General features: G+C 57.8%; 13 protein-coding genes. 6 read left to right on the top strand and 7 right to left on the bottom strand.

Translation table 11 applies throughout. The features are described 5' to 3' along the window. Positions 1–63: 63 nt before the first annotated feature. The 5 genes from BGIM_RS0101945 to BGIM_RS48265 are packed head-to-tail and all read left to right on the top strand — an operon-like array spanning position 64 to position 4460. Positions 64–558 carry an RNA polymerase sigma factor gene (locus tag BGIM_RS0101945; protein ID WP_020468116.1) on the top strand — a complete coding sequence of 165 codons (495 nt, stop codon included), beginning with the start codon at positions 64–66 and terminating at the stop codon, positions 556–558. Beyond that, the gene (locus tag BGIM_RS0101940) at positions 534–1112 is read left to right on the top strand and encodes a hypothetical protein (protein WP_029629658.1); all 579 of its coding nucleotides are present in this window, start codon (positions 534–536) and stop codon (positions 1110–1112) included. Before BGIM_RS0101945 ends, BGIM_RS0101940 begins: the two co-directional genes overlap by 25 nt. Then, positions 1109–2599 (top strand): hypothetical protein, encoded by a 1491-nt coding sequence (locus tag BGIM_RS0101935; RefSeq protein WP_020468114.1) that lies wholly within the window; start codon positions 1109–1111, stop codon positions 2597–2599. Before BGIM_RS0101940 ends, BGIM_RS0101935 begins: the two co-directional genes overlap by 4 nt. A gap of 15 nt (positions 2600–2614) precedes the next feature. Next, the gene (locus BGIM_RS0101930; RefSeq protein ID WP_020468113.1) at positions 2615–4192 is read left to right on the top strand and encodes a DUF1559 family PulG-like putative transporter; all 1578 of its coding nucleotides are present in this window, start codon (positions 2615–2617) and stop codon (positions 4190–4192) included. Between the two features lie 43 nt (positions 4193–4235). Continuing rightward, the gene (locus BGIM_RS48265; RefSeq protein ID WP_020468112.1) at positions 4236–4460 is read left to right on the top strand and encodes a hypothetical protein; all 225 of its coding nucleotides are present in this window, start codon (positions 4236–4238) and stop codon (positions 4458–4460) included. Positions 4461–4473: 13 nt separating this feature from the next. On the opposite strand, the gene BGIM_RS0101920 is transcribed toward BGIM_RS48265, so the two are convergent. The 4 genes from BGIM_RS0101920 to metG are packed head-to-tail and all read right to left on the bottom strand — an operon-like array spanning position 4474 to position 8464. Continuing rightward, positions 4474–5058 (bottom strand): Maf family protein, encoded by a 585-nt coding sequence (locus tag BGIM_RS0101920; RefSeq protein ID WP_020468111.1) that lies wholly within the window; start codon positions 5056–5058, stop codon positions 4474–4476. Beyond that, the gene (locus tag BGIM_RS0101915) at positions 5031–6107 is read right to left on the bottom strand and encodes a glycosyltransferase family 9 protein (protein WP_020468110.1); all 1077 of its coding nucleotides are present in this window, start codon (positions 6105–6107) and stop codon (positions 5031–5033) included. The genes BGIM_RS0101920 and BGIM_RS0101915 overlap by 28 nt, the downstream gene beginning before the upstream one ends. A 20-nt stretch (positions 6108–6127) precedes the next feature. Then, positions 6128–6829, bottom strand: coding sequence for a Uma2 family endonuclease (locus tag BGIM_RS0101910; protein ID WP_020468109.1), 702 nt, complete (start codon positions 6827–6829; stop codon positions 6128–6130). A gap of 27 nt (positions 6830–6856) precedes the next feature. After that, a complete protein-coding gene (gene metG / locus BGIM_RS0101905) occupies positions 6857–8464 on the bottom strand; it encodes a methionine--tRNA ligase (protein ID WP_020468108.1) in 1608 nt (535 codons plus the stop codon). A 244-nt stretch (positions 8465–8708) separates the two neighbouring features. On the opposite strand from metG, the gene BGIM_RS0101895 reads away from it, so the two are divergent. After that, on the top strand, positions 8709–8909 hold the full coding sequence (locus tag BGIM_RS0101895; RefSeq protein ID WP_020468106.1) for a hypothetical protein: 201 nt from the start codon (positions 8709–8711) through the stop codon (positions 8907–8909). A 118-nt stretch (positions 8910–9027) separates the two neighbouring features. On the opposite strand, the gene BGIM_RS0101890 is transcribed toward BGIM_RS0101895, so the two are convergent. From BGIM_RS0101890 to darT, 3 genes are read right to left on the bottom strand one after another with little or no spacing between them, the layout of a single operon-like run. Further along, entirely contained in the window at positions 9028–11109 is a 2082-nt protein-coding gene (locus BGIM_RS0101890; RefSeq protein ID WP_020468105.1) for a UvrD-helicase domain-containing protein, read from the bottom strand. A gap of 24 nt (positions 11110–11133) precedes the next feature. Then, positions 11134–12207 carry a type II toxin-antitoxin system antitoxin DNA ADP-ribosyl glycohydrolase DarG gene (darG, locus tag BGIM_RS0101885; RefSeq protein ID WP_020468104.1) on the bottom strand — a complete coding sequence of 358 codons (1074 nt, stop codon included), beginning with the start codon at positions 12205–12207 and terminating at the stop codon, positions 11134–11136. Then, positions 12207–12854 (bottom strand): type II toxin-antitoxin system toxin DNA ADP-ribosyl transferase DarT, encoded by a 648-nt coding sequence (gene darT / locus BGIM_RS0101880; RefSeq protein ID WP_020468103.1) that lies wholly within the window; start codon positions 12852–12854, stop codon positions 12207–12209. The genes darG and darT overlap by 1 nt, the downstream gene beginning before the upstream one ends.

The following is a 12854-nucleotide window of genomic DNA, read 5'->3' as shown; positions in this document are numbered from 1 at the left end:
GGTATTTTATGGGGAGATTAAGTGACGATGAAATGAGCTGTCACGGGGAGCGTCCTTCCGGTAATGGATCCCGATCTGCTGGGTTACCTGATTGATCGCTATTCCGCGGCGTTGATTTTATACGCCCGGCCGTGGTGTCGTTGCCCGGAGGATGTGGTCCAGGAAGTGTTCATCCGGTTCGCCCGGCAACGGGAGACGCCGGTGCATCCGGCAGCCTGGCTGTATCGTTCCGTCCGGAACGCGGCCATCAGCGCCGGGCGCTCCGAACGGCGCCGGACGAACCACGAAGGGAATGTGGCCGCCAAGGCCGTTCTGTTGTTTGTTCCACCGGACGATGTTGCCGGACTCGACGCCACCGCCGCCTCCGAGGCTCTGACGAAACTCCCCCTCGACCAGCGGGAAGTGATCGTCGCCCATTTGTGGGGCGGCCTTACTTTTGAACAAATCGCCGAACTGACCGGAGGATCGGCCGCCACCGCGTGGCGGCGATACTCGGCCGGTTTGGTTAGCTTGCGGAAGATGATGGGAGCTCCATGCAAAACACCCCCGGAGAAATGATGCCCCCCGATGACCCGACCCCAATGGCCGACGCTTTGCGACGTCTGGCGCCTCAACCAGCGACATTCAGCCGGGATGCCCTGCTGTTCGCCGCTGGGAAGGCCGCCGCGCAACCGCTCGTGCCCGCTTGGGTTTGGCCGTCGGCCACCGGATTGTTCGCCAGCGCCACCGTCATATTGGGTGGATTCCTGTTTTCCCCTTCCCGGCCGGAAGTTCAATATGTGGAAATTCCCAAAGTGGTGTATGTGGAGCGATTCGTCGAAGTGAAAGTGCCGGTGCCGGAAAGCCCGGCCACTCCGGTGAACATCGATCCGTTCCAAGAGGAAACAAGCCCGGACAATTCCGAGGCCCGGCGAATGTGGCAGGTGCGTAAGGAAGTGCTGCGATGGGGGGTGGAAATGCTCCCCCGGTCGAACGCCGCCGGAGGTTCGGACGTCACGGTGAAAGAGCCGAATCGCGGGATGTTTTCGCCCCCCGGATCGTTTGCGATCCCCGGTTTGCCGTTCCGCAAGAACAAGCCCGCTCCGTCCCCGCTTGATGAGGATCTGGAATGAACCGTTATGCCCTGATCGGAATGTTGCTTGTCGTGGCGGTCACCAACGCCCAGCCCGGCGCTCCTCCCAAGAACGGTTTGGCCGGCGATCCCGCGCCGGAGCCGCCGAAGGAAACGATCTTCGCCCTGAAACTCAAAGCCGCCGGGCCGCCGTTGCCGATTCTGCGTTACGAATTGCTGCCGAGCTATCGCGATCAATCCCGGAACAATGCGGCTCTGCTATATCACCGGGCGCTGCACCTCTTGTATGAGAACCAAAGACCCGGTAAGGAAACTGGCGATGCCCGGATAAAAATGGACGAGACCCTCCAAAAGCCGTTGAAGGACATCCCAGCCGAGGAACTACGGAATTACATCAAACCCTTCGCCGGAATGTTCCGGGAAGTCGAGGCGGCGGCCAAATGCCGGGATTGTGATTGGGGCTTGGGAGAACGCATCTCGACCGAGGCATACAACCTCTTGTTGCCCGAACTTCAGAAATGCCGCGAACTCGCTTTTCTGTTGAAAGTGCGTTGCCGCCTGCATCAGATCGACGGAAATTTGGACGCGGCCCTGCGGGACATCCAGACGGGATTGACCATGGGCCGACATGTGGGCCGCGCGGACACGCTCATCAGTTTTCTGGTTGGCACGGCCATCACCGCCGTCACCCTGACCGAACTGGATCGGGTGTTGGAAATGCCGAAATGCCCCAATCTGTATTGGTCGCTCACCGCTCTGCCCCGGCCGTTCATCTCGCTGGATTTGGCCGCCGAGGGGGAACTCCGGGGGATGGACGCCATCATGCCCCTGCCGAGGGACATCGAAGAACCAATGACCGCCGAACAAGCCCGGCTGGCGCTGGACACGGTGTGGGCCAGAATCCAGAAATTCACCCAAGAAACCGGCGCCAGCGGGTTTCCCAAAATGGGTCTCAACGAATCACGGCTGGGACTGGCCATGTACATTACGATGACCTTCCCCGCCGCGAAGAAAAGCCTGATCGCGGCCGGAAAGCCCGAGGCCGAGGTGAACGCCATGCCCGCCGCCCAGGTGGTGATGCTTGATTCGGTGCTCCGTTACCGGAACCTGCGGGATGAATACATGATGTGGCTCACCCTTCCAACCGAGGAAGCCATCCGCGGCATGAAAAAGGCCGAGGATGATTTCAAAATCCTCCGCAAAAATCCGACCGACTATTTCGTGATCATGCTGAGCATGTTGTTGCCCGCCACCCAAAAGGTGTATGACGCCCAAGTTCGCACCCAACGCCGGATCGCCTCCCTGCGGACGGTCGAGGCGGTGCGGTTGCACACGGCAAAACACGGCAAGGCTCCCGCCAAACTGGAAGACATCACCATGGTTCCCGTCCCGGCGGACCCGGCCAGCGGCAAGCCATTTGAATACGTCATGGACGAGAAATCATTCACCGTCATTGTCCCGGCCCCGCCCGGCCAGACGGCCAATCTGGGCAACGCCTGGAAATATCAAATTACTTGGGTGAAATAATCTAAGGACGCCGCCATGTTCCGATCACTGATCCTATTGTTCGCGGTTGTCGCCCCCCTGACGGCGCAATCGCCGAAGGCCCCCGAATTCACCGAGAAAGTGCTGCCGTTTCTCGACGAGCAGACGCTGGTTGTCGCCCGGCTTGATCTCTCGCGGGTGCAATTGGACCCGTTCATCGGCTTGGTGGCCGTCCTGAACGAGGGGGGCAATGAGGAAATGGCCGACGCCGTGAAAACGGCCAAGGCTTGGCTGGCGGAATTCGCCCGCAAGGGAGGGCGGGATGTGTTCATCACTTACGGGGCGTCGGATTTTCCGAACGTGCCCTGCCTGTTGATCCCCATCGGCGAATCGCCGGAACAACGGAAAGACTTGGGCGAGTTGATGAAACTTCCCTTTGGCGAAGACGATGAGGTGCTGATCGAAAAACTGCACGGTTGCATGGCCGTCGGCAAAAAAAATGCCATCACCGTGCTCAAGGCACGAAAGGCCGTGAAACGACCGGACTTGCTCGAAGCACTGGAAGCCGGCAAGGACGAGCCCCTTCAAATTGCCATTGCTTTCACCGAGGACGCGAAAAAAATCCATGAACAGGTGGCGCCTTTGTTGCCGGACGAACTGGGCGGCGGCAGCATCACCAAATTTACCCGCGGACTGAAGTGGACTTCACTCTCGGTCGGCCCGGCGCCGAGCTTTCTGGTCCGGTGGACCGTGATGGCCTCCAATCCTGAGGCCTTGAAGGAGATCGGATCGACGCAGGAGTTGATTCGCAAACAGGGGGCGAACCTCATCACTGGGAATTTGCCCGAATCAGTCGCCGCACAACAACGGCTCAAAATTGAAAAGGGCCTCGCTTCCATCAGCTCCAAAACGGACGGATTAAAGCACATTGACGAATGGGAGCTTGGCGAGGTCTTGAAGGAATTCAAAAAGGAACTTCCCCCCGCCCCGGCAGTCGGCCGCATGCAGAGCGTGAACAACTTGAAACAACTGATGCTGGCGCTGCACAATTACCACGACGTAAACGGCCACTTTCCCACCGATATTGTCAGCAAGGAAGGCAAGCCTCTCTTGAGCTGGCGGGTTCACCTGTTGCCGTACATTGAGCAAAGCGCCCTGTATCAACGTTTTAAATTAAACGAACCTTGGGACAGCGAAAACAACAAACCTCTTTCCGAAACCGTCGTAAAATTGTTCGTCAGTCCCCGGCAAAACGCCGCCAAGAACATGACCACGTATCTGGCGCCATTGGGCGAGGGGTATATGTGGGACCAGCCGAAGGGAGTGAAAATCACGGACGTGCCGGACGGCACATCGAACACGATCATGCTGCTCGAAGCCGATGACGAATCGGCCGTGATCTGGTCGAAGCCGGGCGACCTGAAGATCGACCCCGCCAAGCCGATGAAAAACTTGTTGGGCCACTACACCGATGGCTTCCAGGCGGCTTTTGCGGACGGTTCCGTGAGATACATCAAGAAAACGCTCCGCACCGAAACCTTGATCGCCTTGTTGACCCGCGGCGGCGGCGAAGTGATCTCCGATGACGGTTCAAAAGACTTGCCCCCCAAAGAACTGCCTCCAATGAAGAAATGAGACACGGGACGTCCGGGGTTAGCCCGCCTATGATGACCTCATCATGATTATCCCGGAAGTTCTCGAAGTTCTGCGCTGTCCCATCGACCCGAAGCGGGAAGCGAAACTCATCATCGAAGACAATGTGCGGCTGATGTGCGGCCGTTGCCACGTTCAGTTCAAAATCCGGGAGGGCTTCCCGTCGCTATTGACGGAGGAAGCCATCCTCCCCGAAGGCAGCGACAACTTGCGAGAACTCCCCTGCCACCCGACACGACAGCATTCTTGAAACTATTCCGTTTTTATCGCCCGAATTCCTTCAACGCCACCGCCAGGCTTTCCATCGGCAATCCGATCACGTTGGACATCGTGCCGGTTTCCACCGTCAGATACGGGTCGTTTTCCTCCGCGATGGAATACGCCCCGGAGCAGCCGACCCATTGGTTGGTTTTCAGCAGTGCGTCGAGTTCATCGTCCGACAATTCCCGCATCCGCACCCGGCTGAGTTCCTGCCATTGGAATTGCATGCCGTCCGCGCAGCGCCAAAGGCACACGCCGGTCCAGAGTTCGTGAACCCGGCCGGAAAGGCTCTTCAGAATTCGCCGGGCGTCGGCCTCGTCTTCCGGTTTGCCGACGACATGGCCGTCGATCCACGCCACGGAATCGCCGGAAATCACAATGCCATCGCTCACCGTCGGCCCGACGGCGGCGGCTTTGATCCACGCGACATGCTGAACGTATCCCCGAATGTCGCCGTTGACGGCCTCGGTGGGTTCGTCCACGTTGGACGGCTTCACGTCGAACGTGTAGCCGAGTTTTTCCATGAGATACCGGCGGCCACGAGAGCCGCTGGCGAGGGTCAGGCGGAACGGGAGTGTGATGCCCATGTGGATAGGATTTGTGCCAGGACCGGCCAGAGCCGGTCGGGTTGAAGATCGGTCATACATTCCAGCCGGTCACAGGTGCGAATGTAACTTCCCTTGCACCAGACGGTCGTTTCCACGCCGCCCAGTTGCAGGTACGGCCCGTGCCGGCGAACCACGGTGCAAGTATACGGGGCGACCGTCTGCTTGCCGAGACCGACCGCCACATGCAACGGCCCGGTGTCGTTGGCGACCATCACATCACAAACCGCCAGCAGGCCGATGAGTTGCGACAGACTGGTCGTGCCGCAAAAATTCTTCCTCGGCCCGGCAATCGCCTGAAACACCTGTTCAGCCAGCGGGGCTTCATCCGGGGTTCCCACAAAAAACACCGTTCCCCCGAACCGGGCTTGGGCTTGTTTCGCCAGCGTGGCAAAATGTTCCGGAGGCCACCGCTTGGTGAGCCAGCGCGCCCCGACGCCGAAGGCCATCCACGGCCGAGGCAAGTCCGCGAGTTGGGCCATCGCCCAAGCCCGAACTTCGGGAGACGCGGGAACGTCAAAGCGTTTCGGCAGATCGCCGACGCCCAACGCCTCGGCCACCTTCCAATATTGATCGATGGCGTGCGTCTTTTCCGGCTCGGGAATCTCGATCACATCTGTGTAAGCCAGCCTCGCCCCCTCGCGGGCCGTGCCCATCCCCACCCGCCGGACGGCTCCGGTGGCAAGGCACATCAACCCCGTGCGGGCCAGGCATTGGAGATCAAACACAAGGTCAAACCGCCCCCGCCGGAGTTCCTTGAGGAACATCCCCGATTCGCGGACAAACCGCTTCCACCCTTTTTTCATGGCCCCGCGATCAAACGGAATCACGCCGTCAATCGCCGGATGGCCCGCCACCAGCGGAACGTATCCCTTGTTGATGACCCACGTGATGGAGGCCGCCGGAAACTTATCCCGCAACGCCCCAATCAAGGGCATCGAGTGAACAATATCCCCCAGCGCGCTCGGCTTGATGACGGCGACACGCTTGGGGTTCAATTCGGCCAGGGGAATTCGGGAACGCTGGAACATCCGTGTTCTTTCAGACTCTGTCAGGAAGCTGGCGGGGTGATACGCCGCCGGGAAAGTTCTTCGACAAACGCCGCGTGTTCGGAGGAGGCCAGGCCAGCGAAAAGGGTGGCTTCGGCACGACGAATGTCGTAATCGACGATGGCCTGACAGTCGAGCCATAGACCAGGAAATTTGCGGACCCGACAAATCTCGTCAGGGTCAATGGCAATCTCCAAGTTGGTTTGCAAGTCAAACCAATGAAATCGCATTTCTTGAAGATTTAACACCAGATATTCAAGCACTCCGTGCCGGGCATAAGCCAGCCTCTTCGCGTTGAGATCAATTGATCGGCTTGTATTGGACACCTCAATGACAAACTCGGGCGCGCCTCGCAGATATCCCTCTTCCGTTTCCGTCGTTTGTCCTCCGTATTCGGAAAGGATTCTGAGAAATCCATCAGGTTGCAGATCCGTGTTTGGTGAAAATTTCACGGTGGCACTGTTTCCGCCATGCGTGCCAGGTGTCCGACCTTCATAGATCCAAGTAAGTCCGTTTAGGAACCGATCTCCGTTGCTATGGACGAGTTTCGCCGGGGAAGCCATGTGCACGACTCCTTCGATCAACTCAAATTTGGCGTCGTCCGGCCGGGCTTCGTAGGCAATTTGGAATTCTTCACTCGTCATCACCTCGCCATTGTAAAGTTCCAATACTTGCGGCGAGGGATAACTGGCTCGTGCGGTCATAGCATGGATCTCCGCTCAAAAATTTCCTCAAGCCAACCGCGGGAACAACGGCTTCACTTTACCCTCAATCAGTTCGGCTGTCACCCGCAGGTCGTCCGGTTGGGCCTTCAACTCGGCCGCATCGGCGTAGGTCACTTCTGCCCACGGCTTCGGAAAGTTGAAGCTCGTGTAGATCGTTTCGGCACTTCGCGGAATGAACGGTTTGAGCAAGATACTTGCCATTCGGAGCACTTGAATCACTCGAAATAAAACCTGTTTTGCAACGAATTTATCTCCTGGATTTCCGGTTTTCACAAGTTTCCAAGGTGCAACTCCATCCAAGACACGATTTGCAGGAGTGCAAATGTCATCGATGATTGTGCGAAGACACAGGTTGTAACGGCAAGTTTCCACATCTTTCCGGACAGATTCGACGAGATCCCTCAACCCAGGCACGTCGGTCGATTCTTCAACCAAGAGATTTAACACAGCCGCAATTTCAGCTTTTGGGTACCAGTTTGCTGTTTCAGGCAAAACTGAATCGAATGATTTGGTGACCACGGTGATACACCGACTCAGCAAATTACCAAGATTGTTCGCTAGCTCACTGTTGAAAACCTCCTCATACCTCTGCCCACTGTAATCGCCGTCCGACGGATAAGCGCACTCGCGGAGAAAGAAGTAACGGTAAGCATCCACGTTCGACTTGGCGATGATGTCTAAGGGCTGAACGACATTCCCCATCGACTTGCCCATCTTCGTACCGTCCACGGTCACGAACCCGTGGCTGAACACCTGTTTCGGGGCCTCTTCCCCCGCCGCCCACAACATGGCGGGCCAGATGTGCGAGTGGAACCGCGTAATGTCCTTGCCGATAAAGTGGATGTCCGCCGGCCAGAACTTACGGAAGGTCGCCTCGTCATCGCCATAGCCGATGCCGGTGATGTAAGTCAGCAGGGCGTCGAACCAGACGTACACGGTGTAGTCCGGATCGAACGGCAGGCGCAGTCCCCAGCTCTCGCCAGAACGGGAAATGTTCAGGTCGTTCAGTCCTTCGGCTTCGATAAAGCCGATCATCTCGTTGCGTCGACTCTCTGGTTGCACAAAATCCGGGGTGTTCTTCAGAAATTCCAGCAACCGATCTTTGAATGCGGAGAGTTTGAAGTAATAACACGGTTCGGATCGACGGATCAGCGGTCGTTTGTGAATCGGGCAGTTTCCGGCGTTTGCCTCATGCACTTTGTCGCTTTTAAACTCTTCGCACCCGGCGCAATACCAACCCTCGAACGCTCCCTTGTAGATATGGCCGTTGTCGTACACCTTTTGAATGAACTTTCGGCAACAAGCTTTGTGGCGTTCGTGGCTGGTCTGAATGAACACGTCGTAACTGATGTCCAGCGCGTCCCACACTTCGCGGAACTGTCTGGCCATGTCGTCGCAATAGGCTTGCGGGTCCAAGCCGAGTTCCTTCGCGCGGTCGGCGACCTTCAGGGTGTTTTCGTCGTTGCCCATCAGGAACCAGACGTCGTAACCCTCCATGCGGCGATAGCGGGCCTGAACGTCGGCCCCGAGTTTCTCGAAGGCCGTGCCGATGTGCGGCCGACTGTTCGGATAATCAATGGCGGTCGTCTGAAACCAACGCGGTCGCTCGGACATGGAACCATCCCGTGAGACAGAAACGAAACTTGTGTTTTAGGGAGGAAGGCCGGGGAAAGCATGTTCACTCCGCCACGTTTGGATGCGACAATTCATCCCCGGAGCAGAATCGAAGAGCGGAAAAGCAATCCAACCATCGGCCCTGATCCAAATGAAACGGTGGAAAACGAGAAAATGTTTTCTGTTTGGGGAAGAGAAGCCGGGGCTCGCGTTTGTTTGCGGGAGGATTGCTCTGAAATGTTGAATGATCGCCACAGGATCCGAAGTGAATAACGCAAGCGCCTTGATTGGAAATGGTTTAAGCCAATCTGAAAATGCGGGCGGTGCAAAATCCGTTACACCTTCGGCAAATGCCCCTTCGCTCGCTGACATGGTGACGATGATGGCGAACCTCTCTCCGGAAGACCGGCAACGATTGGCCGTGATGATGACTGGCAAAGGCTGACAACATCACCGCCAGTCAAAATTGTTCTTTGGCGGATACGATGGCAACTTGGGGGCACATCAGGTTACAACCCATCATGTGACAGGCGCTCCAAGGACAGCAACTCGATGCAAATCCCTTACGGTTTTGTGGCGGTGAGATCATCAAGATATTCAGACACCGGGATCGCGCCTGACACCAACAGGTGATCGCGGGCGCGGGTGCAGGCGACGTAGAGGAGTTGGCGTTCAGTGTCGTAAACCTCTTTCAGGTCCGCATCGTCTCCGACGGCCGACATTCGTTCTTGCAGGGGGATCACGTCGTCGTCACAAGCCATCACGGCGACAGCACGGAATTCCAAGCCCTTCGCCAAGTGCATCGTGCTGACTGACAGGAATCCCGCCTCGATTTTCACGGACTCATCCAACACTCGGAACGGGACTCCAGAGGCTTTTGCCGCCTGCTTGGCGCGGTCGAGTTGGGCGGGGGAGCGAACGAAGACGCCAAACTCGTCGGGGACGACGCCGGATTTGGCCAAACTGGCGAGCCATTCCCCCACGGCGGTGATCTCCTCGGTGGCCTTGACGAACTTGCGGACGGCCGGGGGCGGACCATTGAAGACGGATACCGTGTCGGTGCGGTCTTCCTGTTGCAGGTCCGCATCCGTGACCGTCGCTTCCAAAAGTTTGTCGGCTTGGGAGCGGATTTGGTGGGAGGTGCGGTAGTTCACCCGCAAGGTGCGGGAGCGGCCGCGAATGTCCACGCCAAGATTCTTCCATGAGAACGGCTGTTGGAAAATCTGCTGGCCGATGTCCCCGGCGAAGAACAACCCATTCGGCCGGTCTCCGGCCATCGCCGCGAAAAAACGCATCTGGGGAATGCTGACGTCCTGCGCCTCATCCAAGACCACATAAGCGAACGGGAGGGCCTTTCCCTTGGTAATGGCCTCGGCCAGATGGGTGAACATCGCGGCCTCGGTGGATCGTTTCAACCGGGACAGTTCCACTTGCGCCAGTTGGAAAATCTTCCAGAGGATGGCGCGTTGGGCTTCCGAGAGGCGGGTTTTCCGGCCGAGGCGGGCGACGTCGCGGTAAGACTCCCAATCGGACAGTTGCCACGCATCAACGATTTGATCCCATTCATTGAGCAGGAACCGCAGGGAAAAGGTGTGCCCGGTGACCGCGAGGGCGGCCTCGGCCAGCGATTTGCGAATCGTCTCCCGGTCGGCAATCTTCACCGGGCCGATCAGGGCTTCGTGCAACCGGCGACCGATGGCCGGGACGGAGGCGACTTCCAACCGCTCGGCGATGCGCGGCTCATTGCCAAGCAACCGCCGCAACCGGGTTTGCAGGGCATTGGCGAGGGCATCAGAAAACGTGGTCAGCAGCACTCGGGCGTCGGGGTGTTGCCGGGCAAGATAAACCGCCCGGTGCAGGGCGACAATCGTCTTGCCCGTGCCCGCCGAACCGGAGACGCGGGCGGGACCGGCATAATCCTTCTCGATCCATTGCCGTTGTTCGGGATGAAGGAAGACGGTCCACTTGTCCCAAGGGTATTCCAGCGCCCGCTCCAATTCCTCGACGGAACCCATCACCCGGAAGCGACGTCGGGCGTCGGGATGCTCGAACGGATTGGCGTCCGTCGCGGGGGCGACGCGAGGCTTCCCGCCCGTCGCCAGTTCCAGCAGTGCCTCGGCCGCCTCGGCGGGGAGATGTTCGGCCAAGGCAAACAGTGTGTCCTCGTTGGCAGCCTTCACATCGGCGAGCCAGTCCGGGGGAACGCCGTAGCCAAGCAGGACATCATCGGTGATCTTGGCAAACAAAGATTTCTTGACGGCCGTTGGCTTGGCTTTCGTCGTCTCGACATATTTCGGAACGACGATCTCTTGAACCGTTTCGCGGACTTCCACCATCTGGGCGGCGCCGGTCTTCGGGTGCGTCTCCAATTTGCGACGACCGGCCCAATCGTATGCCTTGTCGTGGTGATCGACGTAGCACAGCAACAAACTCCCGGCCGTTTTGTGGACGATGATTCGGATGTCGCTGTTCACCCGGACGGACCAGAAATTCTTGTCCTTCGCCTTGTCGAGCCGATGAAACTTCATGCCGGGGTTCGCCGGATTGAGTTGCAGATCGAAGGCCGTCGTTTTGACGGCTTTCTGCTCGTCCCCGGTCAGCCGGGCCAGACTGTCGGCAAAGGTGTCGGCAATCAGGGTTTGCATCGGGCGTGCATCCGCAGTCAGGGATTAGGGTTGTGCCACGCCCGTCAATCTGCCAAGGGCCAGGCCGATCAACCGGTCATCGAACAGTCGCCTTTTGCGTTCTGCCGCCTTCTTGCCTTTGGGCCAGCGAGCAAGCCCCTCCCGAATGCCTTGCACGGTGGCTGGACAACCCCCGTCGGAAATCAGCCAATCGACGGTGGCCATCAGTTCCATTCCAAGGGGAGACTGAAAACCATCGATCAACTGAACAGTGGCATCCAAGGCGGGTTGAAAAGTCTTTGCCTCTTCGCCCGCAAGGTAAATCTCCACCTCGGATCGACGTTGATCGGCGAAGTAAATGGGCTCCAACGGCCCGGCGTCGGCCAGTCGCTTCTCGCAGTGCAAATAACTCCCGTCCAAACCATCGAGCAAGTGACGAAGCCGGTCCGCATAGGGGCCGTAAAAATGAGGGACGAACCGGAGCTTGAGAGGGTCGGGGAGCGCAAGGCGACGGATGGTTCGCTGAAGAAACCAAGCCAGTTTTTGAATTTCCAGCATGGAACATTCAATCCCCAGCACCGAGTATTGCCGAACCATCTCCGCGATTAACGCGCGAGCGGGGGTCAGTCGGTCAACGCCGACAGTCTTCGTCGCGGTGCGATAGGCTTCGGCCGGGGGATACACGATCACGTCCACGCCCAGAAGATTGTCCAAGGCGGCGGTAATCTCCCGGCTCACGTCCGGCCAGTTCAGACCTCCGTTGCCGCAACCCAGCGGAGGAAGGGCAATCGATTTGATGCCGTTTTCCTCAATCACCCGGGCGAGATCGGCCAGCCCCTCTCGAATCCATTCAAGCCGTGACGGATGACGCCAGTGCTTCTTGGTGGGGAAATTGATGATCCATTTCGGACCCATTAATGCGTTCGTCCGCGTGACAAACATTTGACCGACATGCACGTCATGGCGGTGACAGGCGGCGGCATACTCGCTGGTGTTGTCGGGAAACGCATCCCGAAACGCCAGGGCGATTCCCTTGCCCATCACCCCGATTTCATTCACGGTGTTGACGAGGGCTTCGGCATCGGAATCGAGCAGGTTTCCTTCGGCGTGTCGGATCATTAGACAAACCAACTTGGGAGATTAAGAACTTTGATTTCAAGGACTTGCGATTTGACAAGACCCATAATTTTTTGCTGTTGCTCTTCACCGTAGCATACCAAACCCAGCAGGGCGTTCAATGACAGTGCCCCATGAATGAGCGCTTCGGCCTGATACCGTTCAAACCTCTCCGGGTCGTTCACATCGCGACGAAAATCTCGCCTCTGAATCTTTTCCCAGTCAACCACATGCAGATCCATCAGGTCAGAAGAGTAAAACGCGGCTTCGAGGTAGGCATGGCGATCCGTGAAGCAGAACGAATGCCCAATCGCGGCGACTTGACGCAACGAGCTCACCATGATGACGAGTTCACTCATGGGTCGTTTCGTCACCCCCTGATGGCCGGTCTTGATGTTGAGCATCATGGGGGTGAATGGAGTGAAGTAGAAGGGAATGTAGTCGCTCAAGAAACCCCCAGGTGGAATCTTCACCGCCCGATGGATCCTTTTGTCAATCAGATCCTTATTGCCAATTTCGACGAAATTTGGATCGGACACTCCCGAATTTTTGCAGCGCAAGCCATTTTTCAGCATCCATTCCACATTGTCGATGTGAATGATCCTGAAAATCAGTGCCTTTTCCGCAGTCAGTTCGGAAGGGATCTTCAT

The sequence above is a fragment of the Zavarzinella formosa DSM 19928 genome (genome assembly GCF_000255705.1).
Lineage (GTDB): Bacteria > Planctomycetota > Planctomycetia > Gemmatales > Gemmataceae > Zavarzinella > Zavarzinella formosa.
Note: the sequence above shows the minus strand (reverse complement) of the source record. Positions and strands in the feature narration are given on the sequence as shown.

Excerpts from the sequence above, each read along its gene's own strand:
- BGIM_RS0101940 (WP_029629658.1), top strand. The coding sequence starts at position 534 with ATGCAAAACACCCCCGGAGAAATGATGCCCCCCGATGACCCGACCCCA.
- BGIM_RS0101930 (WP_020468113.1), top strand. The coding sequence starts at position 2,615 with ATGTTCCGATCACTGATCCTATTGTTCGCGGTTGTCGCCCCCCTGACG.
- BGIM_RS48265 (WP_020468112.1), top strand. The coding sequence starts at position 4,236 with ATGATTATCCCGGAAGTTCTCGAAGTTCTGCGCTGTCCCATCGACCCG.
- darT (WP_020468103.1), bottom strand. The coding sequence starts at position 12,854 with ATGAAGATCCCTTCCGAACTGACTGCGGAAAAGGCACTGATTTTCAGG.
- BGIM_RS0101915 (WP_020468110.1), bottom strand. The coding sequence starts at position 6,107 with ATGTTCCAGCGTTCCCGAATTCCCCTGGCCGAATTGAACCCCAAGCGT.
- BGIM_RS0101895 (WP_020468106.1), top strand. The coding sequence starts at position 8,709 with ATGATCGCCACAGGATCCGAAGTGAATAACGCAAGCGCCTTGATTGGA.
- BGIM_RS0101910 (WP_020468109.1), bottom strand. The coding sequence starts at position 6,829 with ATGACCGCACGAGCCAGTTATCCCTCGCCGCAAGTATTGGAACTTTAC.
- darG (WP_020468104.1), bottom strand. The coding sequence starts at position 12,207 with ATGATCCGACACGCCGAAGGAAACCTGCTCGATTCCGATGCCGAAGCC.
- BGIM_RS0101945 (WP_020468116.1), top strand. The coding sequence starts at position 64 with ATGGATCCCGATCTGCTGGGTTACCTGATTGATCGCTATTCCGCGGCG.
- BGIM_RS0101890 (WP_020468105.1), bottom strand. The coding sequence starts at position 11,109 with ATGCAAACCCTGATTGCCGACACCTTTGCCGACAGTCTGGCCCGGCTG.
- BGIM_RS0101935 (WP_020468114.1), top strand. The coding sequence starts at position 1,109 with ATGAACCGTTATGCCCTGATCGGAATGTTGCTTGTCGTGGCGGTCACC.
- BGIM_RS0101920 (WP_020468111.1), bottom strand. The coding sequence starts at position 5,058 with ATGGGCATCACACTCCCGTTCCGCCTGACCCTCGCCAGCGGCTCTCGT.
- metG (WP_020468108.1), bottom strand. The coding sequence starts at position 8,464 with ATGTCCGAGCGACCGCGTTGGTTTCAGACGACCGCCATTGATTATCCG.